Source organism: Psychrobacter muriicola 2pS (genome assembly GCF_904846535.1).
Classification (GTDB): Bacteria; Pseudomonadota; Gammaproteobacteria; order Pseudomonadales; family Moraxellaceae; genus Psychrobacter; species Psychrobacter aquimaris.
On record NZ_CAJHBC010000004.1, the window covers coordinates 17,201 to 41,978 of the forward strand.

The 24,778-nt window shown below is 42.8% G+C and carries 21 protein-coding genes; 8 read left to right on the forward strand and 13 right to left on the reverse strand.

Annotated features, from left to right (window positions below; all coding sequences use genetic code 11):
* From JMX93_RS06945 to JMX93_RS06955, 3 genes are all read left to right on the forward strand, one after another.
* Positions 1 to 711, forward strand: a complete 711-nt coding sequence (locus JMX93_RS06945) for an HAD family hydrolase (RefSeq protein ID WP_193012033.1) — start codon at positions 1 to 3, stop codon at positions 709 to 711.
* Positions 712 to 799: 88 nt separating this feature from the next.
* Entirely contained in the window at positions 800 to 1,636 is an 837-nt protein-coding gene (locus JMX93_RS06950; protein ID WP_499204306.1) for a YciK family oxidoreductase, read from the forward strand.
* A gap of 162 nt (positions 1,637 to 1,798) precedes the next feature.
* The gene (locus tag JMX93_RS06955) at positions 1,799 to 2,065 is read left to right on the forward strand and encodes a DksA/TraR family C4-type zinc finger protein (protein WP_443557671.1); all 267 of its coding nucleotides are present in this window, start codon (positions 1,799 to 1,801) and stop codon (positions 2,063 to 2,065) included.
* 62 nt (positions 2,066 to 2,127) lie between these two features.
* On the opposite strand, the gene JMX93_RS06960 is transcribed toward JMX93_RS06955, so the two are convergent.
* From JMX93_RS06960 to JMX93_RS06970, 3 genes are all read right to left on the reverse strand, one after another.
* Positions 2,128 to 3,387: a CobW family GTP-binding protein gene (locus JMX93_RS06960; protein ID WP_499204307.1), complete on the reverse strand. Its 1,260-nt coding sequence runs from the start codon at positions 3,385 to 3,387 to the stop codon at positions 2,128 to 2,130.
* Between the two features lie 114 nt (positions 3,388 to 3,501).
* Positions 3,502 to 4,260, reverse strand: a complete 759-nt coding sequence (gene ompR, locus JMX93_RS06965) for an osmolarity response regulator transcription factor OmpR (protein ID WP_193012037.1) — start codon at positions 4,258 to 4,260, stop codon at positions 3,502 to 3,504.
* Positions 4,261 to 4,390: 130 nt separating this feature from the next.
* Positions 4,391 to 4,675, reverse strand: coding sequence for a hypothetical protein (locus JMX93_RS06970; protein ID WP_499204308.1), 285 nt, complete (start codon positions 4,673 to 4,675; stop codon positions 4,391 to 4,393).
* Between the two features lie 96 nt (positions 4,676 to 4,771).
* On the opposite strand from JMX93_RS06970, the gene JMX93_RS06975 reads away from it, so the two are divergent.
* Complete coding sequence (locus JMX93_RS06975; RefSeq protein ID WP_499204309.1) at positions 4,772 to 7,321, forward strand: Tex family protein; 2,550 nt, start codon at positions 4,772 to 4,774, stop codon at positions 7,319 to 7,321.
* A gap of 175 nt (positions 7,322 to 7,496) precedes the next feature.
* On the opposite strand, the gene JMX93_RS06980 is transcribed toward JMX93_RS06975, so the two are convergent.
* From JMX93_RS06980 to JMX93_RS06990, 3 genes are all read right to left on the reverse strand, one after another.
* Complete coding sequence (locus JMX93_RS06980; protein WP_499204310.1) at positions 7,497 to 7,928, reverse strand: hypothetical protein; 432 nt, start codon at positions 7,926 to 7,928, stop codon at positions 7,497 to 7,499.
* A gap of 454 nt (positions 7,929 to 8,382) precedes the next feature.
* Complete coding sequence (locus JMX93_RS06985; RefSeq protein WP_499204311.1) at positions 8,383 to 9,222, reverse strand: hypothetical protein; 840 nt, start codon at positions 9,220 to 9,222, stop codon at positions 8,383 to 8,385.
* A 483-nt stretch (positions 9,223 to 9,705) separates the two neighbouring features.
* Positions 9,706 to 10,992 (reverse strand): saccharopine dehydrogenase family protein, encoded by a 1,287-nt coding sequence (locus JMX93_RS06990; protein WP_499204312.1) that lies wholly within the window; start codon positions 10,990 to 10,992, stop codon positions 9,706 to 9,708.
* A 566-nt stretch (positions 10,993 to 11,558) separates the two neighbouring features.
* On the opposite strand from JMX93_RS06990, the gene JMX93_RS06995 reads away from it, so the two are divergent.
* Complete coding sequence (locus JMX93_RS06995; RefSeq protein WP_021814049.1) at positions 11,559 to 11,714, forward strand: DUF1328 domain-containing protein; 156 nt, start codon at positions 11,559 to 11,561, stop codon at positions 11,712 to 11,714.
* A 106-nt stretch (positions 11,715 to 11,820) separates the two neighbouring features.
* On the opposite strand, the gene JMX93_RS07000 is transcribed toward JMX93_RS06995, so the two are convergent.
* The 4 genes from JMX93_RS07000 to JMX93_RS07015 all read right to left on the reverse strand — a co-directional run bounded on the left by JMX93_RS07000 (position 11,821) and on the right by JMX93_RS07015 (position 15,807).
* The gene (locus tag JMX93_RS07000) at positions 11,821 to 12,114 is read right to left on the reverse strand and encodes a 4a-hydroxytetrahydrobiopterin dehydratase (RefSeq protein WP_193010954.1); all 294 of its coding nucleotides are present in this window, start codon (positions 12,112 to 12,114) and stop codon (positions 11,821 to 11,823) included.
* A gap of 442 nt (positions 12,115 to 12,556) precedes the next feature.
* Positions 12,557 to 12,850, reverse strand: coding sequence for a GNAT family N-acetyltransferase (locus JMX93_RS07005; protein WP_499204313.1), 294 nt, complete (start codon positions 12,848 to 12,850; stop codon positions 12,557 to 12,559).
* 241 nt (positions 12,851 to 13,091) lie between these two features.
* On the reverse strand, positions 13,092 to 14,435 hold the full coding sequence (locus JMX93_RS07010) for a fatty acid desaturase family protein (protein WP_499204314.1): 1,344 nt from the start codon (positions 14,433 to 14,435) through the stop codon (positions 13,092 to 13,094).
* 148 nt (positions 14,436 to 14,583) lie between these two features.
* The gene (locus JMX93_RS07015; RefSeq protein ID WP_499204315.1) at positions 14,584 to 15,807 is read right to left on the reverse strand and encodes a flavin reductase family protein; all 1,224 of its coding nucleotides are present in this window, start codon (positions 15,805 to 15,807) and stop codon (positions 14,584 to 14,586) included.
* A gap of 436 nt (positions 15,808 to 16,243) precedes the next feature.
* Here JMX93_RS07015 and ettA point away from each other — a divergent pair, with 436 nt between their 5' ends.
* Positions 16,244 to 17,905: an energy-dependent translational throttle protein EttA gene (ettA, locus tag JMX93_RS07020; RefSeq protein WP_193010958.1), complete on the forward strand. Its 1,662-nt coding sequence runs from the start codon at positions 16,244 to 16,246 to the stop codon at positions 17,903 to 17,905.
* A gap of 87 nt (positions 17,906 to 17,992) precedes the next feature.
* Here the strand turns inward: ettA and plsB are convergent, their stop codons facing one another.
* A complete protein-coding gene (gene plsB, locus JMX93_RS07025) occupies positions 17,993 to 20,791 on the reverse strand; it encodes a glycerol-3-phosphate 1-O-acyltransferase PlsB (RefSeq protein WP_499204316.1) in 2,799 nt (932 codons plus the stop codon).
* 247 nt (positions 20,792 to 21,038) lie between these two features.
* On the opposite strand from plsB, the gene ybaK reads away from it, so the two are divergent.
* Together ybaK and JMX93_RS07035 are read left to right on the forward strand one after the other, a co-directional pair.
* Positions 21,039 to 21,527, forward strand: coding sequence for a Cys-tRNA(Pro) deacylase (gene ybaK / locus JMX93_RS07030; protein ID WP_499204317.1), 489 nt, complete (start codon positions 21,039 to 21,041; stop codon positions 21,525 to 21,527).
* Positions 21,528 to 21,633: 106 nt separating this feature from the next.
* Entirely contained in the window at positions 21,634 to 22,008 is a 375-nt protein-coding gene (locus tag JMX93_RS07035) for a 5-carboxymethyl-2-hydroxymuconate Delta-isomerase (RefSeq protein WP_499204318.1), read from the forward strand.
* 38 nt (positions 22,009 to 22,046) lie between these two features.
* Here JMX93_RS07035 and JMX93_RS07040 read toward each other — a convergent pair whose 3' ends face one another.
* The gene (locus JMX93_RS07040; RefSeq protein ID WP_499204319.1) at positions 22,047 to 22,523 is read right to left on the reverse strand and encodes a hypothetical protein; all 477 of its coding nucleotides are present in this window, start codon (positions 22,521 to 22,523) and stop codon (positions 22,047 to 22,049) included.
* A gap of 115 nt (positions 22,524 to 22,638) precedes the next feature.
* Positions 22,639 to 24,459 (reverse strand): acyl-CoA dehydrogenase C-terminal domain-containing protein, encoded by a 1,821-nt coding sequence (locus tag JMX93_RS07045; protein ID WP_193010963.1) that lies wholly within the window; start codon positions 24,457 to 24,459, stop codon positions 22,639 to 22,641.
* Positions 24,460 to 24,778: the final 319 nt, after the last annotated feature.

Below are 24,778 nucleotides of genomic sequence, written 5' to 3' on the forward strand. Positions count from 1 at the left end.
ATGAGCCAATTTGTAAAAGCGGTTTTATTTGATCTCGATGGGACATTAATCGATACGGCTGCTGACTTTGTCCGTATTATCGGTAAAATGAGCCGCGAAAATGATTGGCAAGCACCGCCTGAAACAGAAATTCGTGAGCAAGTTTCTGCTGGTGCCTCAGCGATGGTACAGTTGATGCTACGTCATAACGATCAAATTGAGGTTAACGAGGAAGCTTTACTGGAGTTTCGCCAACAGTTTTTAGATGATTATGAAGCTGAGATATGTGTTGATAGTTGTGTGTTCGCTGAATTAGAAGACGTGTTGACTGCTCTTGAAGAAAAAGAGGTGCCATGGGGTATTGTGACCAACAAGCCGCGTTATTTGGCAGAGAAATTACTAGACAAGATGCAGTTAGACGGGCGCTGTTCTGCTTTGGTCTGTCCTGATGATGTGTCTCGCTCAAAACCCGATCCAGAGCCAATGTACATGGCTTTAGAAAAACTTGGAATCCCTCGCGGCGCTGCTGGTTGTGTACTTTACGTTGGCGATCATATACGTGACATTGAAGCTGGCAACGCGGCTGGTATGCCAACAATTTTGGCGGCTTACGGTTATATTCCACCTGAAGATCAAAAAAACCTAAAGAAGTGGGGCGCAGATTATATTACTGATACGCCTGAGCAATTAAACAAACTGTTGCTCTCTTCTGGTAAATTTGACTATCTATAAATCAAGTTTGCTACCAATCTAGTTTTTTAAAGAAACCAGATAAGTATTCAACATTCCAACTATTAAACGATAAGCAGTGAGCAATGCCATGAGTGACAATATTAATCAGCCGCCTAATCAGCAAGACAACCAGAGAACTGTTCAAGGTCTAAATCAACCTTTAACTCATGATGATATTCGTAATTTTGTGCCGTCTGATAATTGTTTAGACGGTAAGACTATTTTGGTCACGGGTGCAGGTGACGGTATCGGCCGCGTTGCAGCGCTGACTTATGCTCGCTATGGAGCTACAGTCCTATTATTGGGACGTACCAGCAGTAAACTTGAATACGTTTATGATGAAATTGAAAGTCTTGGCGGCAAACAGCCTGCCATGCTGCCGATGAATCTAGAAGGGGCAACCTATGCTGAGATGCAGCAGTTAGAGGGGTTGATTAATAAAGAAGTCGGTCAGCTCGATGGTATCTTGCACAATGCGGGTATGCTTGGGCAGCTAACCCCACTTGAGATGTATGACGTCGATACATTCGCACAAGTTATGAAGGTTAACTTTACCTCGACGTTTATGCTCACCCAAGCATTGCTACCATTACTCAAAGATGCTGAGAATGGTTCTATTGTTTTCACCTCTAGCACAGTTGGTACACATCCTCGCGCATTTTGGGGTGCTTATGCGCTGTCCAAGCAAGCCGTAGAGGGTATGAGCGATATCTTTACTCAAGAGACACAGACTACGACTAATCTACGTTTTAACTGTGTTAATCCTGGCGGTACTCGTACCAATATGCGTGCTCATGCTTATCCAGGGGAGAACCCTATGAGTCTAAAAACACCGGAAGATATCATGGCAGGCTATGTCTGTTTGATGAGTGATGCCAGTATTGGGGTACGTGGTCAAGTGGTTGAGCTACAGCCGAAAGATTAGCCATGGGATTTTTTGCTAAGAAATGTCATTATTTAGCCCATTTAGTCGCTTGCGTTCAGATTGAAGGCACGCTCTAGTAGGTTGCAATCAATCATAAATAACCCCATCTATTTGTTATTAAACTGATTTGTAATATCTAATTATCATAAATAGGATAGAGTTATGGCAGGTGGTTGGTCAAGAGATGGTGCTGAGCACGAACAGATGGATGCGACCGTTAATGATGCATTAGAGCGGGCGCGACGTGCGTTGCCAACTGGCATCAGTGCCGAGCTGTGTGATGAATGTGGCAATCCTATTCCAGAAGCACGGCGGTTAGCAGTACCTGGTATTCAGCATTGTGTCAGCTGTCAGACAGAACTTGAACAAGAGGCGAGAGCCGCTGAGTTGTTCAACCGGCGCGGTAGCAAAGACAGTCAATTACGTTAAAAAAGAAAAAGGGCAGACATTGCTATATAAAACAGCAATGTCCGCCCTTTTTTTGTCTATTATTATATAACCAGTGCCATTAGTTCACGATCGCAGGCATCCCAATCGATAAAAGGCAGTGTCTCTATAGAAGACAAAAATGCTGTCCTATCTTTTTCTTCTGAGCGGTCGCTTTCTACCGTGGTCTCGTTGTCGTTACTAGTGTGTGCATCCAACTGCAAGATAATCTCTAGCCGACTATCAACTTGTGCGCTGACCGTACTGGTGGTTAAGCTGTCAGGAGTAAAATTGATTTGTAGCCAGCCGTCAGAGGTATGTACCACACCTTTGATACGTTGCCAATTCGGTAGCGTTAATAACCAACTCTGTAACTCATCCGCTTTTAATATGTAGTGCGCTGGCAGTCGCCAACCCGCCAACTGTAACTCTTGCTGTTTCTCATGATAACGGTAAGGTAGCTCAATATCTGTGTCGGTCTGCGCGTCATCTCTATCTGTAAAAGCGTTGGATGACAAGGCGGTCGATAGGGCGTTACTCTGCGATTGCAAATTAATAATCGATTTTTGAGCGTGAACGATATTGACTGTGCGTTGTTTCGAGATAACCTGACTGGGCTTGGTTAGCTGAGTGGTCAGCTCTGACATGCTTGATTCTGATAGATAGGCATGGGATAGGTTTGCAATATCAGGCGTGGTTTGTGAAAATGCTGCCCAAATAATTTTTACCTGTGCATTTAGCTTGGCTATCCATTGTTGCAGTGCTTGTTTTTCGCTATCGCTTAATTGCGCATAGCGATTAATGACCAACACATCGGCATCACGGACATGCGCTTGAAAACCGTCATGATCACGATATTTGTCTTGCTGCCATTGCACGCCACTCAGTACCGTTATTACTGCCTGCATATTGAGCGCTGTTTGCCAATGCGGTGCACTGAGCTGCATGATAAGCTCACGCGGATGAGCAAGCCCTGTAGGTTCAATGAGCAACCGCTGTGGATGATGCTCACTAAGTAGCCGACTGATAGCAATTTGTAATGGCAGCTGACTGGTACAACAAATACAGCCACCACTGACCTCTCGTATCGCAATATTATCTTGCTCAGCCATACTATCTTGCGAGCTTGCCAACAGCGCACCATCAATACCGATACGACCAAATTCATTAATCAGTAATGCCCAGCGCTCATCGGTAGGTTTAATAGCAAGCAGCTGATTAATCACGGTGGTTTTGCCAGCACCCAAAAACCCTGTCACCAAGGTGCAGGGTATGTTTTGAAAAATAATAGATGGTTTCAAAATGGTCTCAAAGATGCGCCTCATCTGCTAGGAAACGTAAACGATGCTAACAGAAAACGAGGTTAAGCAAATGTGTTAAGTGACTGTTTTAAGTGATTCTCTCAAACAAACGTATTAAGTGAATACATAACGCAAAGTCTATTCACTTTTAACGGTTTCTACTTCGGCTTCGTCAGGAACGAATACGTAGCCTACACCCCAAACGGTTTGGATGTAACGTGCTTGTGACGGATTGTCTTCAATCAAACGACGCAAACGTGACACCTGTACGTCGATAGAACGCTCCATCGCACCCCATTCACGACCACGCGCAAGGTTCATCAGTTTGTCACGGGTTAATGGCTCACGTGGATGCTGCACTAAAGCCTTTAATACTGAAAACTCACCTGTCGTTAAGGTAACAACATTACCATCGCGCTTGAGTGTACGAGTCGATAAATCAAGGGTCCACGGTCCAAACTCAACCACTTCAAGCTGATGGCTTGGTGCACCAGGCAGCTCGCGATTTTGACGACGTAATACCGCTTTGATACGAGCCAATAGCTCTTTTGGGTTAAATGGTTTTGGCAGATAATCATCCGCGCCTGCTTCAAGACCGGCGATACGATCGGCATCACCCCCTTTTGCGGTAAGCATGATGATAGGAATGTCACCATTGTCTTCACGTAGACGCTTACAGATACTAATGCCATCTTCGCCTGGTAGCATCAAATCGAGTACTACCAAAGAAAACAGTTCACGCTGCATCAATTTATCCATCTGACTGCCATCATGAGCTGTACGGACGACAAAACCATCGTCTTCCAGAAAGCGCTGTAATAAAGAGCGCAAGCGTGCATCATCATCGACGACTAAAATACGCTGAGTCAAAGTATCGGGGCTGTTATTATCGGTCATACAGGCATCCTCTTATAAAAATTATTATTAGTAGAAATTATCATTAACAGTTAAGGCTAAAGGTTATATAGTCAAAATGACATAAAGAAGATACGGTGTCAGGCTCGTTGAGTCTACTATTCATAGTATTTTAACGTGCTTTCATCATAGCTAAATTATCTTGAATCGACTGTACAGAAAAAACCATGAGCAAAAAACTGTTTTTATTTAATGAGTGGTGAAAAGTAAAGGTCCGTCTCAATCCATCATAAATTTGAATACTATTGTTCAATGCGTCAGCGCGTACCAATATTTGTGCTATTGATACTTTAGTGTATAAGATTGCACCGCGAATTGCATCACCCATGAGAATAAATGCTGTATGCGTTTGTTTAACAAAGCGACAGAACCTATGATATGAGACGATTTTTGCCATAAAACAAGCGATAAAGAACGAAAAGATAAAAAGGATTTTTATTCATGCAGCTTTTGCTATAATGCAAAACTACATTTCTCAACGATTGATACGTCTATGAGTAGCACTGATACCTTAACGCCATCTCAAACCTCGACAAATGCACAGGTTTTGGATGCAACCACACACGCGAATATTCACGACAAGCTTGCTCGCGCGCTTGGCATTAAGACTGCTCAAGTCAATGCGTTTGTCAAACTTTACGATGAAGGCGCGACCGTTCCGTTTATTGCCCGTTACCGTAAAGAAAAGACGCAGAATCTTGACGATGCGCAATTGCGAGCTCTAGAGAAGTCACTCAATTATGAGCGCGATATGGCAACCCGTCGCCTTAAAATCACTGAGCTGCTTAGTACACAGGGCAATCTAACGGACGAGCTACAGACGCGTATCGATAATGCGACGTCGAAACTTGAGCTGGAAGACATCTACTTGCCATACCGCCCGCGTCGCCGTTCTCCAGCTGCCAAAGCACGTGCTGCTGGTCTTGATGTGGCAGCGCAAGCCGTCTTGACGCAAGAAGTAACACCAACCGCTGCACTTGCTGACTATCAAGTACCATCTAGCATCACCGATGATAGTGGTAATGAGATCGAAGTTGATTTTAGCGATATCGACAAGCAATTGGCTGGCGTACAAGCCATCATCGTTGATGAATGGACGCAGGCTTTGGCGTTGCTAGACAACTTGCGCAGTGGCTTTGCCAAGACGGCCAGTATCGTGTCTGCCGTTGCCAGTGAGGAAAAACGTGAAGTCGGCGAGAAGTTTAAAGATTACTTCGAGCATAGCGAAAGCCTTGCGCGTCTGCCGAATCATCGTTTATTAGCGATGCTGCGTGGTCGTCAAGAAAACGTCTTAGGTCTCAAAATAGAAGGCGAAGACGCACCCTTTATTGAAAAAATTATTAAACATTTTGAGCTTGATGCCAAAGCACCCGCTGAGCGCCGTGAATTTTTAGTAGAAGCCGCGACCAGTTTATGGAAAGATAAATGGCGTCCGCATATCGAACATCGCTTATTGACGGAAAAACGTCTGACTGCTGAAGCGGATGCGATTGATGTGTTTGCCAATAATCTACAGCATTTACTCATGTCAGCGCCTGCTGGTCGCAAAGTGATTTTGGGCGTTGATCCCGGTATTCGTCATGGTGTCAAAATGGCCATCGTCGATGCGCAAGGCCACGTGATGCTAGACAGCGAAGACAAGCCTGTCGTCGCCACAGTTTATCCATTTGCGCCTGATAATAAAATGGATGAAGCCAAAAAAGTCATCGATGAATTATTAAGTACTTACAACGTTGATTTAGTTGCTATCGGTAATGGTACGGCGAGCCGCGAAACAGACGCGATGATTAAAGAAATTTTGGCTGCCAACTCTGAGTTACAAGCCAAAGCAGTTATCGTCAATGAATCTGGCGCTTCCGTCTATTCAGCCAGTGAGCTGGCCAGTGATGAGTTGGCTAATTTAGATGTTTCTGTACGCGGAGCCGTTTCTATTGCGCGTCGCCTGCAAGATCCATTATCAGAGCTGGTTAAAGTCGATCCAAAAGCCATTGGTGTGGGTCAATATCAGCATGACGTCAACCAAACCCAGCTGGCAGACAGTTTGGATAAAGTGACTCAAGATAGTGTAAATGCCGTTGGCGTTGATGTGAATACGGCAAGCCCTGCTATCTTGGCGCATATTGCTGGTTTGAACAAAAACGTCGCGCAGCAAATCGTGACCTATCGTAAAGAGCATGGTGCTTTTGATAGTCGTGAGTCATTGAAAAATGTCCCACGCTTAGGCGCTAAGACCTTTGAACAAGCAGCAGGCTTCTTGCGTATCCATGGTGGTAGTAATCCCCTTGATGCCACTGGTGTGCATCCAGAAAGCTATGCGCTGGTCGATAGCTTATTGGCACAAACTGGTCAAGCATTGCCAGAAATAATCGGTAATGACGGCGTACTAAATACGATCGATACTACTGCACTTGCTGCTAATGATGACAATATTAGTGTATCCGCTATTATCGAAGAGTTAGCCAAACCAGCACGCGATCCACGTCCTGAATTTAAAACTGCCAATTTCCGTGAAGACGTTAACAGTATTAAAGACTTAGCAGAAGGTATGCAGCTTGAAGGTGTGGTGACCAATGTGACAGCCTTCGGTTGCTTCGTTGATGTTGGCGTCCATCAGGATGGTTTGGTACATATCTCACAAATGGCCAATGACTTTGTCGCTGATCCGATGAATCGTGTTAAGCCAGGTGATATCGTTTCAGTACGTGTCATCTCTATCGATGAAAAACGTGGTCGTATTGGCTTTAGTATGAAGCCAGAATCTGAAAAGCCTGCGCGCCCAGCAGCGAAGGCGGCTGAAAGTACTGGTAATAATGAGAAAGTCAGTCGTCCACGTAGCGATAATGCAAATAGCAACCGTCCGAATAGTAGCCGTCCAGCTACTGATAAACGCCCGTCGAAACCTCGTGGTAATCGTCAGGATAAAGACAATGCTAATAATAATCGTAGCAAAGCACCAAAGGCTGATAAAGCAGAAGCGCCTAGCAAAATGGGCACGCTTGGTGCATTGTTACAAGAAGCTGGCGTGACCAAAACCAAAAAATAGTTATTACTCATCATCATAAAAAAGGCAGCCTAATGGCTGCCTTTTTTATGGAATTTATCTACAAATAGAAATTGCTAATGAACACTGATAACTGCTCAAAACTTAACTCGCTAAATAACTTTTTTTCAGTGATCTCAGTTAACAGCAGCGTTTGTGTCGTACTCTATTTCGTATTCTATAAAGCTTCTGTGGTTTCTTCGCCTTCTTGTAAATCTTGTTGTGCTTCTAATGAGCCTTCTTCTTGCATGGCCTCTTCTTGCATCACTTCTTCTTGCATCACTTCTTCAGCATCTTGAATCCCTGCCTGTTCGGCATCCATTTCCATTGATTCTTGCTCCGCTTGAAGCTCAGTAGTCATCGGCTGTTGGCTAGCGCTATTATTCACGTTTGCTCTTGAGATAATTTGGGTCTCACTAATCTGAAACGGAGTAGATTGATTGTCTGTTGAGGCATTATTTATATTTTCAGCGTCTGTCTCAAGTGTGGTGGCGGTAGCCGCAGCTTGCATATCAACTGCTGCAGTATCAGCAGGTGCTGCCATAGCCAAACTTGGGATGGTGAGCGCAGCGCCAATGAGTAGCGATAAAGATAGAGTACTTTTTTTCATGAATCAATTCCTTAATTTACAATCTTATAATGTCAGTTTAAAAAATTTCAAACTGGACGCTTATGTTGCCAACTGTCATATATCGCAGTTGCATATCAAAAATTTATTTAGTAATTCAAATCTATATATTTAATATATCTAACATTTGATTTGTAGACAAAATAAAATCATGATAACCATTAAGAGATTATCATGATGGATTTGGATAAAGAGCTTTATAAGCTGACCTAAATCAGTGATAAAAATCTAAAGGGGAGAATACCAACTAAACAAGCGTTAGTTCAGTAGTGCATAGATTAAAATTCTAACAGACGGATGTTAGCAGGTGACTTTGTGCAACTATTGTATGGTTATTGTCAGATAGGAAAATAGCGTTACTCTCTACCTTCCTTTCCTTGTTTTTCATAATAATGGTGCTTCAACTAACCTTGTCCATCTGTATTTTATTAAAGTCTTACTCAATCACGATATACTTACCAGTGTTTGGATCAACGACGCGTTGTTGAGGGCTGCTATTAGGAACACGAGTGACTGGGAAGGTTTGATTGATTTCAGTGTTATCGATAACATCCTCATCTGCTTCTTCGCCAACGATTAGGGTACGATTGGCCTCATCTTCGATAGCAATGGCTGTACCTGTCGCCGTATTTATACGCTTGATTTGATCTTCTGGTACGATGATGACTTCTTTTACGCTATATTTAGTAGGGCGGATAACACGTGTGGTTTCAACGATGACAGGCTCTACACGGCGATCTTCAACAATAGCGATTTGTGCCTCTGGTGCTATAGCTTCTTTTATTTCGCTCATAATAGGCGTTGGAAACTTGGCACCGAAGTGGTTATCGCACTGCTGCATGCTTAAACGTATTGGATTGCCAGCCTTGTCCATATAGACGTTGACAGGCATGCCAGCGGCGATAGGGACGTATGTACCAACCAATGCGCCCGAAACACCATAGCGCCCATTCGACTGCCCAACGCCTAAATCGCAAGCACCTGCGGAGTAATCATTGGCTGTTAGGTTGTTTGCATTGACCACTGTTTGAGGAATCATTACTTCAGATAAGCGCATTTTTTTGACAGTTGCTTCACCCGCTTGGCGCTTTGGGTTTTGATAAGTATAGGGGGTATAAAATTTGGCCGAACCATCTTTGACGGCGGTGACACACTTCTCATAACTATCATAGCCAACGTTGCCATGGTTATCGGTAGTCATAGCGGCGTTAGCAGAGCTTGCAAACATAGCAAGACCAGATGTCAGTACGGCAGCGGTCAATACATTCATTTTCATCGTTACGTCCTTTTAATTAGATTAGGATCTTTTGATTGGTTCTAAATTAATGATAAATAAGTCAGACTTAGTTTTTATTAATATGATTTTTATTACACTGGCAACTTACTTTGACACGTCTAAAGCCTTAATGAATTTCAAACTCTCAGTGAATAAACGGTTCGTTTTGATAATTATTTTTTATAAAAAGTCACTATAAAATATGGGGTAAAAAATACTTTACCTTTTTCATGCTACGTCATTCATTGCAATATGGCTGTGACATTAATCTAGGGATATGTAGATTAATGTATTAGAAAGGCAAAAATTGCCAATATTGTTTACTGAAAAATTACGTTATTATTATTTATTAACAATCACTCAAGAGATTGCTATCCGACTAATGAGGAAACATAGGCAATGAAAAACCGTATCTTATTGCTAAGATACGGTCATTGATAAGATATTAAGAATTAGATTGCTTCGATTTATAGATAGGTAATTTTAAGAATCGACAACTTCAAAACTAAGACCTGCATGCTCTTCTAAACGTGCTAGTAGATGATTACCCATGGCAGAGGCTGGCGTCCAAAAACCGCCACCAACTTCTTCTTTGCTGATATCTTGTGCGAGACATAATGCTGCTTGCGCTAGCATACGCGAAGTACTGCCATAACCTGGATCTTTGTCACCCGTTACTTTCGTATTGATTGTGTCTTTATTAGCCGTCTTTCCGAAGAGGCGAATGTCAAAGTAGCCGTTTGCTTGCTCTTCTGCAGATGGACCAGAACCTGATTTGGGTAGCACGTGCTTAGATAATAACTCACGGCTCGGTTTGACCATCATAGCAGTGGCAAATCCAAACAAGCCGGCGCTCATTGCATAGCTTGATAATTGACCTTTCACGCCATCTTTCATCCACATCGCTTCGTCATATTTAAAGTCGCGGCCATACTCATAGCCAAGCAATTGGTTGGTGCGATGCACGATACGGGTATTGATACTGGCCATCACAAAAGGAGCAAGCCAGCGTTTGTGCTGGTTATCGTATTCTGGTTTGCTGACGTTATCTTGGCGCACGTTTGGTGCATCTTTGTCATCGTTGAGTAGATAAGGATTTGCTACCTGCTTACGACGTGACTTATCCTTTCCGACTTCTTCAAAAATAGTCGCCATCGAGGCAATGGTGCCGCCTGATAGACCGCCTTTCGCCGCTTTGACACGCATATGAATCACATCGCAGGCGCTACCAAACTTCTCTTCTGCCTGTTGTTGGGTAAAGTAGACGCCCAAATCCGATGGAATCGAATCAAAGCCACAAGAATTGACGATACGAGCGCCGCTTTGCTTTGCCGCGTCCTGATACTTGTCCATCATATCTTTGATGAAGATAGCTTCACCGGTGAGATCGACATAATCTGTACCATGAGTGGTACAAGATTTTATCAGCGGCTCACCATATTTGAGATAAGGACCGACGGTTGAAATGATGACTTGGGTTTGTTTGGTCATCTCATCAAGGCTGTCCTTATCGTCACTATTGGCAATGATAATATCGACGGTGCTGCCAAGCTTAGACTGCAATTCATTCAGTTTTTCTTCATCACGACCAGCAATCGCCCACGTGACATCAGAGCCATCTTTGTCTTTAGTATTAGATAAAAACTCTGTTAAGTAGTGTGCTGTGATTTGACCAACAAAGCTGGTTGCACCATATAAGACGACCGCATAAGGACGATTTTCATCGTTGTTCTGTCGCGTGTTGTTTGCAGTATCCGTATTGGTATCCATATTTATTATCCTTAATAGATGTTTTGATGAGTAGTTTGACGTTTAAAAGCTATTGCCGTTTAACAGTCAGAGTTTGAAGTCTAATGTGTGGATAGAAATCAAATTAACCACATGATTAATGTCTAAAATTTATATCTGTCTGAAAGGCTATATTAAAGTATTTTTGACCAGTAAAAATGACTTGTAAGTTACTGTTTATAGCAGATTATATGATGAAAATGTTGAAGGCTCAGTGATAACTAACCATCTATACACATAAGTGCTATTAAGCGATAGAAAAAAGGTCTGCTGCTAAGATTTGCTACAAAGGTTACATAACCTACCGATATTATTACTAAAATGAACGTTTTCTGAAGATAAACATTGCTAATCTATGGTCGTAAGCAGTAGTAATGAGTATCAAAATTAACGAGTAGTAAAAAAACAAAAAGTAAAGTGAAAAGGATTTTAGAGGCAGCAATACCCACATCAATAATAATGATGATTATTTTATGATTTCTTATTGGTGGGGTCTATTGTATGACTTTGAATATCTGATTTTTCAATAATAATTTAAGGAGAAGGTTATGTTTCGCTGGGCTATTATTTTTGCCGTGATCGCATTGTTAGCAAGTTTATTGGGTTTCGGCGGTGTCGCTGGGTTGTCTGCTAATTTGGCATACATTTTCTTGGCCGTTGCTGTTATTTTATTTATTGTGGCATTTGTAAGCCGCAAGATGTAATTAATAACTGTAAATTGTTAAATAAAAAAAGTCCTCAATTGAGGACTTTTTTATTGATGTGTATTAATCATTAATTTATATAAATTTTATAAAAATAAATTCATCTTTATAAACGTTTAGGCTGAATAATGTGTTCCATCCGTTTGGCTAGACGAATATCATGGCTGGTAATGCCGCCGGTATCGCCAGTTGTCAAGCGCACCTCTACCACGTTATAAGTGTTACGCCATTCGGGATGATGCTCGAGTGCTTCGGCATGGAACGCTGCTTGATTCATAAAGCTTATGGCTTCGACGAAATCGCTAAAGTGATATGTTTTCACAATAGCATTACCCTCACGCTGCCAGCCAGGCAATTCTTCCAGCTGCAAGTTTACTTGTTTATCAGATAAACTACTCATATTAATAACCTTTATTGTTATGTTGGTTTGGTTTATTAAAAACTATATCAGGCACAAAATTGTAGATGCTAGAGCTATTTTATAAAAAAATATCCATTATCTTTTTCAGCTGTAGCATTGGCACTAGTACATCCGCTTAAAGGTACATCAATTTAAAGACCTTTTACTCTATAGCCATTATAGGACAGAAAACCCACCTATATTTGTTATCTTGCCATATATTCAAAGATAAATATACGACGGCAGACAGCAAATAAACAGGTGGGTAATGGTATATTAACGCTTAAAATTTATTAGGGCGTGTCCTCATTTTTAAAATGGTGATAAAAGTGAGATAAGTAGCAGCCAAATTGAAAAATAATAAGTACGTCAAACACTTTTAAATAAATCGTGATGCTTATTAGCGTACTTCATTTTCTATGGCTCATCGCTTAAGCATGAGCTATATCAAGTCTTGGTAATCAGGATGTTTGCTGATGTATGACGAGACAAACGAGCACTGTGGTATTACTTTTTTATTCTGTTCACGTGCATAATTCAGTGCATGCTTAACCAGTGCGGAACCAATGCCGCGCCCGCCCAATTCTTGCGGTACGATCGTATGATCATAAACAAACTTATCATCACGCTCTTGATAGCTAATATAACCAATATGATTGTCAATGGATGTTTCAAAGCGCTTGGCTGCTTTGTTATGAATAATCTCTAGATCCATCTTAGAATTCTGTTCGCTCATCTGTACGCTCCACTTATTGACTATCGCTATCGAGAACTTAGCATTTATTAAATGTGCTATGCGCCACAATAACCATAGCTATGTATTATGAAATATTAACTTATAAAATCGAGTATAGGATTCCAGACCTTAGTAATCCATGGGCTTACCGTAAGAGTAGATAGTGCGACTGTTAACTTTCTTAAAGTATAGCTATTTAGGCTAACCACATAGGCATCTTACGGACAGCTATAGAGAGATATCACCAAGCATAAGACAAAGCATGGCGGACTACTGGTGGAAGCCATTTTCCTAAACCGTCGGCATCTTGTTTATCTGGCGCGACACCATAAGCAGTTGTATTTTTCACAGTAGATAGGGATTGAGTATGAGCCTGCCATTCTTCAGTGCTCGGTTTACTAAAGTGACGGATACGTCCTAGCATTTGCCGGAATTGTGTACCAAAGCGCCCAGTATTATAGGGTAGATTATACTTGCGACATATTGCCTGTATTTGCGGCGAAATACGAGCGTAATGACTGGCGGGCATATCAGGGAAGATATGATGCTCAATCTGATGAGATAAATTACCAGTCAAAATATGAAACAGCTTATTTCCTTGAATGTTGCTAGAGCCGAGAATCTGGCGTACGTACCAGTCGCCTTTGCTCTCATTGTCATCAAGATGAGTATAAATATGTGCTTGTTCGGTAAAGTGCCCGCAGAATATCACCGCCCATGTCCATAGATTACGAGCAATATTGGCAGTAACATTACCACTCAGTGTCGTCATAGCACTACGCCGACCTAATGTCAGCCCTGCTAATGTGGGTAGCAAAATATGATCTTTACCGACTTGTCGTGCGATTTTGGCAAATAATGCGCGAGATTTTTGTTGCATGGTTTGGTGTCGATCAGGGGAGTCTGCATATTCGTCGACACTGATTTGAATGTCATGAAAGGCGACAGCCCACTCAAAACCTAGAGCCAGTATCGCCGTTTTAAACATATTATGGCGGTCGCTTGGCGTCCAAGGTTGCTCATCAGTCACGCGAATTAAGTGATAGCCAACGTCGTGGTCACGACCAACGATATTGGTAAAAGTATGATGCAAGTAATTATGAGAGTGTTGCCACAATGGGGCAGGACAGACAATGTCCCAATCAAATTTTTGGCTATTGAGATGCGGATGCTGCATCCAGTCATACTGACCATGCATGACATTATGCCCAAGCTCCATATTGTTTAGGATTTTACTAAAGCTAAGCAGTGAGGTACCCAATAGCCAAGTCGCGACAAGCTTACGTTTTGACTGCATGCATCCAGCCGCTGCTAATAAGCTACGCGCCGTCATCTCACTATAGACTACCGTGGCATAAACTCGTTTAATGTATCGTGTCTCCTCACTACCTAACGAATTCATCACGCTTCGGTAAAGCGCGTTTAATTCATTAGCGAGGGCATCAGATTGCGCCTTCGGTAGCGGCGCTCCTGTCAACGTTGGGTAGCGAGTCAACTGCTTTTTTTTCGATAGTTGTGCATCAGTTAGTGGGGTCAAAACTGGTACAGCAGATTGTGCAGTAGTGACGGGTGGTAGCAAGCGCATAAATAATCCTTAACCGAAATGGTACGGATAGACGGTACTGGGTTCGGTTCAATAAGTTGTTTAAGTTTTTTACCGTAGGCTATAAGTTAACGTCAAAACGTCAAGCTGTGTTTCTATCTTATGAGCATTTATTTTTATCACCGTGTTGCTAAATATCCAGCACCACATCAGTCATGGCAATGTTGATGCAAGTCTGAATAGATTCATAACCATCACTGCTCATTTTGCCAGTTTGGATATTTTTGACCACGCCGCTGACTTTATTGCAGCGACACAACTGGCAGATACCTTGTCTGCAACCATGCGCTAAGCGAATTCCTGCGTCTTCCGCGGCATTCAATAATGTCGTGCTACTGTCAAACTGCCGTTGCCTCGCCCGTAAATAGACAGTATGTTGTTTTGCGTATTTTTTTCTATCGAGCGCTTGATCGTTATCAAATTTAGAATCGGGCGAAGTATTGCCAAAGTTTTCTATAATGATGTTATCGCGCAAGTTTTTGTTTTGCGGTAAGGTTATCTCTGCCGCTGCTTTATATAAGCCAGTTAACAGAGCCTGCGAGCCGCATGCAAATATTTGCGTATCTGCCAGTGGTAGGCCTAATGCCAACAAACCGTCCGCGCTCAAGTGTCGCTTGCTAGCCAAATAAGTAGCAGATTCTTTAGTATTGACCAGATGATAGGTAAAAGCTGGGTACGCTGCGCTCAATTGTTGCCATTGGTTTTGAAACGGAAACAGTTCAGTACGACTATAATATAACAGCGTCACCCGATGCCCGCTTTCCAGTGCCTGTGTAATAAATCCTAACATGGGAGTAATACCGCTGCCACCAGCGATAAATAATAGAGGGGCAGGTTTCTCGGCATCTGATTCTATTCGTGCTGTTATAAATGATTGTTGCAAAGTGAAAGAGCCACTGGGAATACTACTGTTGATGATACTGCCAAGTGTCATATGTTTGGTTAAATAATCCGAAACCAACCCTTGTGGCTTAATAGCAATGGTAACGGTAAGGTTAGGCGGTTGTTTTTTGCTAGCACCACTATTAATAACATTGTCGATAGTATCATCGTGCCACCAAAGCGGTTGGTGCGCCAAACCTACTAATGAATAGCTGCGCTGGTGATACACGTCCTCAATAAGAACGCTTAAGTTAAGATGTTGCCCACCTTGCCAACCACGTTGCGTACCAATTAATTGCCGTCGAAAAGCGTGATTGGTCTCAAATCTGAGCGCTACTAAGTCATCGTTCAGTGGATATCGCGCAATAAGGCGTAGCTTCGGAGTCGTCAATGACCAAAATGGATATAGGTGCGACCCGATAAAATCGATAAACGCATGTTGAATAATTTCAGGACTATAGCCGTTGGCCATATGGTCAGTACCTTTGTTAGTGCTATCAGAGTGATTTATATCATAAATATTGTGTTTGCTTGTGCACCAGTTTAGTGGATATCACTGATGTCAGCTCACTCGTTCTGTTAAGCTACTCTAACATGCTAACGACTATTGATTAAATTTGCGAAAGTTTTGATGCTATTTTTTGTGGTCTTTATAAAACAGTTATAAGTCAAAATGTTAAGCGAGGCGTTTCGATGATAGGTTTCGTTACCACTTTTAGCTAGAAAGCTTCGCACTCTGTGACAAAAGCTTTAAAACAACCGCTAAAACAATCTGTTGGCTTGCAGGGTATGCGCCACAATGCGATAATGGCTTATAATTTGTAACCCTGATTTTGAGGTGCAGCAAGCTTGGCATCATTGCTAAGTATGATTCGCTTGCCTCTTCTATGCAGTCTATCGGAGTGTTAATGGCTCAATATATTTACACGATGAACAACGTGTCAAAACTTGTTCCGCCTAAGCGTGAAATTTTAAAAAATATTAACCTGTCATTTTTCCCAGGTGCCAAAATTGGTGTATTGGGTATTAATGGTTCAGGTAAATCAACCTTGCTACGCATTATGGCGGGCGTGGATACTGAGTTTAGCGGCGAAGCGCGCGCGCAGACAGGTACTAAAATTGGTTATCTGCCGCAGGAACCACAGCTCGATGACAGTAAAGATGTGCGCGGTAATGTCGAAGACGGCATGCGTGAAGCATTAGATGCACTCGCTCGTCTAGATGCGATTTATGCCGAATACGCTGAGCCGGATGCTGATTTTGATAAATTGGCTGAAGAGCAAGGTAAGATGGAAGATATCATCCAGTCTTGGGACGCTCATAACCTAAACAATCAGTTAGAAAAAGCGGCCGATGCGCTACGTCTGCCACCATGGGATGCTGATGTTAGCAAACTGTCAGGTGGTGAAAAACGCCGCGTAGCACTATGCCGTTTGCTATTGTCACGCCCTGACATGCTGTTACTTGACGAACCAACCAACCATTTGGATGCCGAATCTGTTGCATGGTTAGAGCAATTCTTGCAGAACTACAGCGGTACTATCGTTGCCATTACCCATGATCGTTATTTCTTGGATAACGTCGCTCAGTGGATTTTGGAGCTGGATCGTGGCCATGGCTATCCGTACGAAGGCAACTATACCGAATGGCTAGAGCAAAAGAACACGCGTTTAGAGCAGCAGAACAAACAAGAAGAATCATTCGCTAAAGCGCTGAAAAAAGAGCTTGAGTGGATTCGTAAAAACCAAAAAGGGCAACAAGCCAAGTCTAAGTCTCGTGTACAGCGCTTTGAAGAGCTGAACTCAACCGAGTTCCAGCAGCGTAATGAGACGGCTGAAATTTATATTCCACCTGGTCCACGTTTGGGTAATAAAGTCATTGAAGTGAATGATATCTCCAAATCATTTGGCGACCGTTTGCTATATGAAAACTTAAGCTTCAACGTGCCAGCAGGCGCTATCGTTGGTATTATCGGTCCAAATGGTGCGGGTAAAACCACGCTATTCAACATGATTACCGAGCGTGACAAACCAGATACTGGCTCAGTCGATTTGGGTGAAAGTGTCAAAGTTGCCTATGTTGGTCAGGTACGTGATAACTTAGATGACAACAAAACCGTTTGGGAAGAAGTGTCTGACGGTCTTGATATCATTACGGTTGGCGACTATACCACGCCAAGTCGTGCTTACATCGGTCGCTTTAACTTCAAAGGCTCAGACCAGCAAAAACGCGTCGGTCAGTTATCAGGTGGTGAGCGTAACCGCTTGCAGCTTGCTAAGACACTAAAGCAGGGCGCAAACGTCTTGCTACTCGATGAACCATCAAACGATTTGGATATCGAAACCTTACGTGCGCTAGAGGATGCGATTCAAGTATTTCCAGGTACGGTAATGGTGGTGTCGCATGATCGCTGGTTCCTTGATCGTATCGCCACTCACATCTTGGCATTCGAAGATGAAGGTCCTGTTTGGTTCGATGGCAACTATTCTGAGTTTGAGACTTATCGCAAGAAAACCATGGGTGATGATGCCAGTCCTAAGCGTGCGAAGTATAAGAAGATTACGAACTAATACTTCTACTTAGTATATTTACATCCAATAAAAAAGACCTCTAATTATTAGAGGTCTTTTTTTGTACTTGTTTTAAGTGAATAATAATTAACGCTTACGACCAAATTTACGCTGCTTTTTATTGCTAATCTCAGTAATCGCATGGGTAATTTCTTCTTCGTCTAGGCTAGCGACTTGCTGCAAAATCTGCATCATATCAGGCGTCAGGACATACTTAGCATGATGGGCAATGTCATTGATACGATGATCAAAGGTCAATACGCCAGTTTCATCATCTTTTTGCAAGTAATCAAGACGAGTCAAGGCACTGATGAAGCTGGTGAATAAGGCGCGGTCAAAGAAATCAGGGATATCATCTGCATATAGTACAGATAAGCGCTGACCCAGCAGATGACACAGATCAACGACTTCGTTTTCGGTCAGATTACCTGAGCCTTGCTGGGCGAGTAGAGCAAGGGTCATAAAGTAACGCTCAAGGCTCTGCCCAACAGGTGTCGCCAGCACTTGCAACTGCTGATAGCATTTGCTGTTTGATTCAGGGACGCTGAGTACGCCATCGCTCAATTCGACAATCAGACCATGAGAGAGTAGGCTATCGACTTTTTTGTTCAAGGTATCAGCCAAGCCATGTGCTGGATAATATAAGAACAGCTCGCTTTGTAAGAATGGATAGAGTTGCTTAGCAATATTGTCCAAACGACTGCGTTCGATACGACCATTACGCGCGACTAAGGCGGCTAAAAAAGACAGTAAAATAAAGACATGGAGAATGTTATTACGGAAATAGCTGAGCAAGGCCGCTTGCTTGCCGGCGATCTGAATGATATCGCCTAGGATATGCGGCGTACGCTCAATAAGTTTCAGCTTAATACCATAATCAATAATTTGCTGCGGACTCATATCTGTAATGACGGTGTCATCTGAGTAGGACAGCTGCTGAGCAAGACCTTGATAGAGGGCAATTTGTTCGCGGCATATCGTTTCATCTAGAGCAGCTTTAGGTGCAGATAAGAGCACTAAAGACAATAGTGATACTGGCGTTACGACCGCAGCCTTATTGATGTGCTGCATGATTTTGACGCCGATGTTATCGACCATCGCACTGGCTTTATCATCGAGAGGGGTATCGGTACGATCTGTCGGCAAGCTATTGGCTGGCACATCGAATTTTTTCATAAAGTCGCTAAGATGCAGCGGTGTGCCAAAGCTTAAATGTACATTACCAAAGATACGCTCAATTTTACGGCCAACTTTGAGTAAGCCTATTAAAGATTCAGATTCTTTAGGCTTGCCTTTTAGCTCACCAATATAGGTGCCACCTTCCATGATACGCTCATAACCGATATAGGTCGGGATGAAAACCACTGGCTTCTCAGAATAACGTAATTGACTGTGCACCGTCATTGCTAGCATGCCCATCTTCGGTGGTAATAAACGTCCTGAACGTGAGCGACCACCTTCGATAAAGTACTCAATCGGCGTGTTCCGCGTAATAAGGGTGTGCATATATTCGCGGAGGACGGCAGTATAAAGTGCATTGCCACGAAAGCTACGACGTATATAAAAGGCAACCGCACCGCGTAATAGTGGCCCCAATACGGGCACATCTAGGTTGTCACCAGCAGCGACATAAGGAATGCTCAGACCGCGCTTGTAGATGACATAAGACAGTAATAGATAATCGACATGGCTACGATGACAAGGCACATAGACAAGCTCATAGTCAGTCGCAAGCTCGCGTACGCGCTCGAAATGATGGACTTCTACGCCATCATAAAGTTGCGTCCATAACCATGTTAAAAACTTATAAAAACCACGCACGATAGAATGTGAATAATCATTGACCATCTCATTAGCATAGCCTTTAGCCAAGATACGGGCTTCACGTACGCTGATACCGGACTCTACCGCTTCTGTCTCTATCGCATGTTTGATAGCTGGTGAATACACTAGCTTGTCTACTAAATTGCGTCTGTCTGATAAATCAGGGCCGAGCATACTGGCACGCTGCTTGTCTAAATAAACGGTAAGCTGCTGCTGTAGCATACGGACCAGTTCACGATTGCTGTCGGCGGTCGCTACCAAAGCATAATTTGGTGCTTCGTTGGCATCACTAATGCTACTCGTGATGTCTAAATTGCTGTCTTTTGCAGGACTTTCTTTTATATCATCTTTTTTTATAAAATTATCTTTTGAATCAATGGCTAGCGCATCAAAAATAGAAGACCCTTCGTCATCACCTTTAAGGCTATTATTGATAAGGGTACGTAGATCTTGGGGTGGATGGAACTGTACAAAGGTGTCACGTCCCATTACCCCGATATTAAAGAGCTGCTTGGTAATGCTAGGGTCTTGCCAGTTGTCAGCGGTCAGCAACTTAAACAATGAATCCTCTTTTTCTGGAGCACGTCCCCATAAAATAGAGACGGGCACTAGACGAACCTTGAGATCTGGATGCTGTAATACAGCGGATACTAAGCGTGACAGGCGCGGCGATAGCTGACTGTCTTTAGCACTTGGATGTTTTAAAAAGATAATAGCCGCATTTTCTTTGATATCATGGGCAGCATCATGTACCCCAACCAATGCTGGCGGTAGATTATGCTCTTGCGTCTGCAAATCAATCAAAATACTGTTGGAGCGTGAGTAATCTTGTAGTACATAAAACCTTAGCGTTTGATCGTCAGTGTCGAACTCAGGTAATTCACCCAATAGCTTAGGTTTGACAGCGACGTCGAGCAGTTGCCCCGATAGCTTGCGATACAGCTGATTAATCGGAGCAGTCGAATAAGGCTTGGGGGCGATTGGATTGACGTCAGTATTAGAAGCGCTGTCGGTTGTAACAGGCGCTTTAAAAATCCGTTTTTTTAAGAACTTCGGTATCATAATCAGTATCAAAAATAGTCAAATATGTTGCGCTTATGATGCCATAAAAGCCACCAAAGCGATATATAGTGTCTGTATATACTGCTAATATTAATACGGTCTGGTCACTATATAGTGAGTTAAGCCGCTCTTAATAAGCTCAAATAATTGAAAGTTAATGTATTTAGCGTGATAATAGTTTGGCGGCAACCAAAAATAACTATATTTAAACTCACCCTTTAATATCATTGATATAAGCTGAAATATTATGACACCAGCGATTAATCTTGCCAAACAACGCGCTCTTGATTATCAATTACATGAATATATCCATGACAGTAATGCCGACTCTTTTGGATTAGAAGCAGCAGAAAAGCTAGGCGTGGATGTGTCACAAGTGTTCAAAACCTTGGTGGTGTCGACAGATACTGGTGCGCTTGCCGTTGCTACCTTACCCGTGGACAAAACGTTAAACTTTAAAAAAATGGCTAAGGCACTATCTTCGAATAAACTGTTGACCTGCAAAAAAGTTCAAATGGCAGACCCTAAGCAGGTAGAGCGGAGTACTGGCTATGTGCTGGGCGGCGTCAGTCCATTGGGACAAAAGAAGCGCTTGCCGACTATCATAGACAGCTCGGCTGCAGAGCAGACAACGATTTATGTCAGTGGTGGTCGTCGTGGTTTAGAAATTGAGCTGCCACCAGCACAATTAGCTGCCACCCTTGCTGCTTGCTTTAGTACTATTACTGATGATTAAAAAATTACTGCTAACTAAAAATCATTGCCGCTGACGGGTTGTTCAAGCAAGCCTGAGACGATAGCTGATACCTTACCCCTCGCTCATATTTTATAAGGACATATTCATGCCACATTTAACCATTCAAATGACGCCCAATGTCAGTATTGCTCATGAAGAATCATTTCTTAAAGCGTTAAATAAAGCATTATGGGACAGTGGTCAGTTTAAACAGCCTGCTGAAATCAAAACACGTATCGTGCCTATTGAGACATTTTTGGTGGGGGTTGAAGATGATGAGCAGGCGTCTGGCTTTATTTATGCGAATCTAAAGCTCATGAGTGGTCGTGATATGGTCGTTCGCAATCAGCTCGCTGAGCTATTGACGGTAGCCATAGAGAATACGCTGAGTGAACAGCAGTCAGGGCGCGCAGCGTTACAGATATGCGTAGAAGTTGAAGAGATTAGCGCGGTGTATCATAAAAAAATGCTGGGTAGCTAAAAATGTGAATATCGTCCAAAGTGACTACCCATAAATCGCTATAAGTACTCACATAGCGATTTGCTGGCATACTGGGGTAATATCATCACTTCGACTTTATAACCAGCCGTTTTACCTTCAGTCGCCATCAAGTTGCGGGCAATACGTAAGCGATATTCTCCTGTTGTGGGCAAGCAGCCTTGATAAATGATACCGCCTTTGGTGCCATCTTGCGTACCATTCGGCATATGTAACACGCCGACGTTAGCAGTCTCGGGCGTGCCAGTAAGTGGTGCAATATTAATCACAGTATATTGATGACTGGTTGCATTAAAACGATACCACCGCTCATTTTCATGGGTGTTCAACTTGCCAGTGATGATGCTACTAATGGCGCCTTTTGTAAAGTGAAGAGGAGTATCGCTACTTTTAGCAATAGCACTGTTGGTGGCTATGCTGACTAGCGCGGTACTAATGACCAATGCTTGTATATATCGAGCGGCTAATGAAGCGGTCTTATAATGGGTTGGTAGCATGAGATACTCCTGATTTAGCTATCTACTATTTATTGTTTTTCGTCAGACTGCTTTCAGTTAAACACAAAAAAGCGCCTAAATGATAGGCGCTTTTTTGTTGATTATTGATGCAATCTTAGTCTAGAAAAGCGAAGTTCTCAATTTCCATCGCTGTCATGCTATCGCTTGGTGCGACCATGGCTTCGGCGTGACCTGAAGTACGTGGCAGCAGCTTATCAAAATAGAATTCAGCCGTTTGGATCTTAGCTTTGTAGAATTCTGGTGATTCAGTGCCACCATTTTCAAGCTTGTCGTAAGCGACTGCTGCCATACGCGCCCAATGATAACCCATCATCACATAGCCTGAATACATCAAGAAATCGTCTGATGCAGCAGAGATGATCTCACGGTCTTTACGTGCCATTAGCATCAAGCGTACGGTCAGTGTGTTCCACTCAGCACATAGCTTGGTGAGCGCCCAAACAAATTTACGCATGTCTTTATCAAGCGCATACTCGCCACACCATTTCATGATGCTTGAGGTGTAATCGCGGATGATTTTGCCTTTAGACTGCAAGATCACTTTACGACCGAGTAAATCCAATGCTTGAATACCAGTCGTACCTTCGTACATGGTGGCGATACGAGCATCACGAGCAATCAGCTCCATGCCCCATTCTTTGATATAGCCATGACCACCATATACTTGCTGACCGTGTTTGGCCGCTTCGATACCTAGCTCAGTTAAGAAGCCTTTTAGGATTGGTGTGTAGAAACCCAATTTGTCATCCCACTTTTCAAACTCTTCATCATCACCGTTAGCGATACCCTGTGCCATTTTATCGGCATAGCGCGCAGAATGATAAATCATTGAGCGGCCACCTTCTGCAAAGGCTTTTTGGGTCAATAGCATACGACGTACGTCAGCATGGTTGATGATAGCATCAGCAACTTTTTCAGGCTCTTTCGTGCCTGATAATGTACGCATAGAACGGCGGTCCTTGGCATACGGTAGCGCATTTTGGAATGACAGTTCAGTGTGTGCTAGACCTTGGATGCCTGTACCGATACGTGCCGTGTTCATAAAAGTGAACATAGCTTTAAGGCCTTTGTTCGGCTCACCAATGAGATAACCAACCGCATCATCAAAGTTTAAGACACAAGTCGCTGATGAGCTGATACCCATTTTGTGTTCGATCGACCCACAAGTCACGCCATTACGCTCGCCAATTTCGCCTTCAGTAGTTGGCAAAAATTTCGGTACGATAAATAATGAGATACCGCGTGTGCCCTCTGGAGCATTTGGCAGGCGCGCAAGCACAATATGCACGATGTTTTCCGTTAAATCATGCTCACCGCTTGAGATGAAGATTTTGGTGCCGCTAAGCTTATAAGAGCCATCGTCTTGCGGAATGGCTTTAGATTTAACTTGACCCAAATCCGTACCACATTGTGGTTCAGTCAAACACATAGTACCAGCCCAAGAGCCTTCAACCAATTTATGTAGATAGGTTTCTTTTTGCTCATCGCTACCATATTGCATAATGGTATTGATACAGCCGGTTGATAGACCAGGATACATCGCCCAAGGCCAGTTCGCAGTGCCCATCATTTCAGACTTAATGAGGTTGATTGACATGGGCAAGTTCATACCGCCAAATTCCTCAGGGTACGAAATACCTTGCCAACCACCATCTACGAACTGATCGTAAGCTTCTTTAAAGCCTTTAGGGGTGGTAACCACACCATTGTCAAAATGACAGCCTTCTGCATCAGCTGGCTGGTACAAAGGTGCTAAAACGTTTTCAGCGAAGTCAGCAAAGCCTTGTAAAATCATATCGACCGTTTCAGGATCCGCATTTTCACCATTATCTAGGTCTTTGTAATGGGTTTGAAAGTCAAAAACATCATTTATTAAAAACTTGATATCACGTAAAGGTGCTTTGTAAGTTAACATAGTCGCTCTCTTTAGTTATTCGCTATCATAGATGGTTAGCTCAGTAGTTGAGCCACGTTTCATACAAACGGTTGTTTATTTTTAGAGATAAAGATAGACAATATCACTGATTGTCATACAGATTTGTTAAAAACAGCTCGTCCATTTAGATTACCGTTGAGGCGTCCCTGATAAAAAACAGCTGTTGTGGCGTTGATGTCAGTATAAATCTTCTATAGCGACAAATATATAACTAATAACAAATATTCATAATTTATATGTAAAATAAAAACATTAAGTTATTAATTGCCAATCAGATTTTTATTGATATTCATCGTTA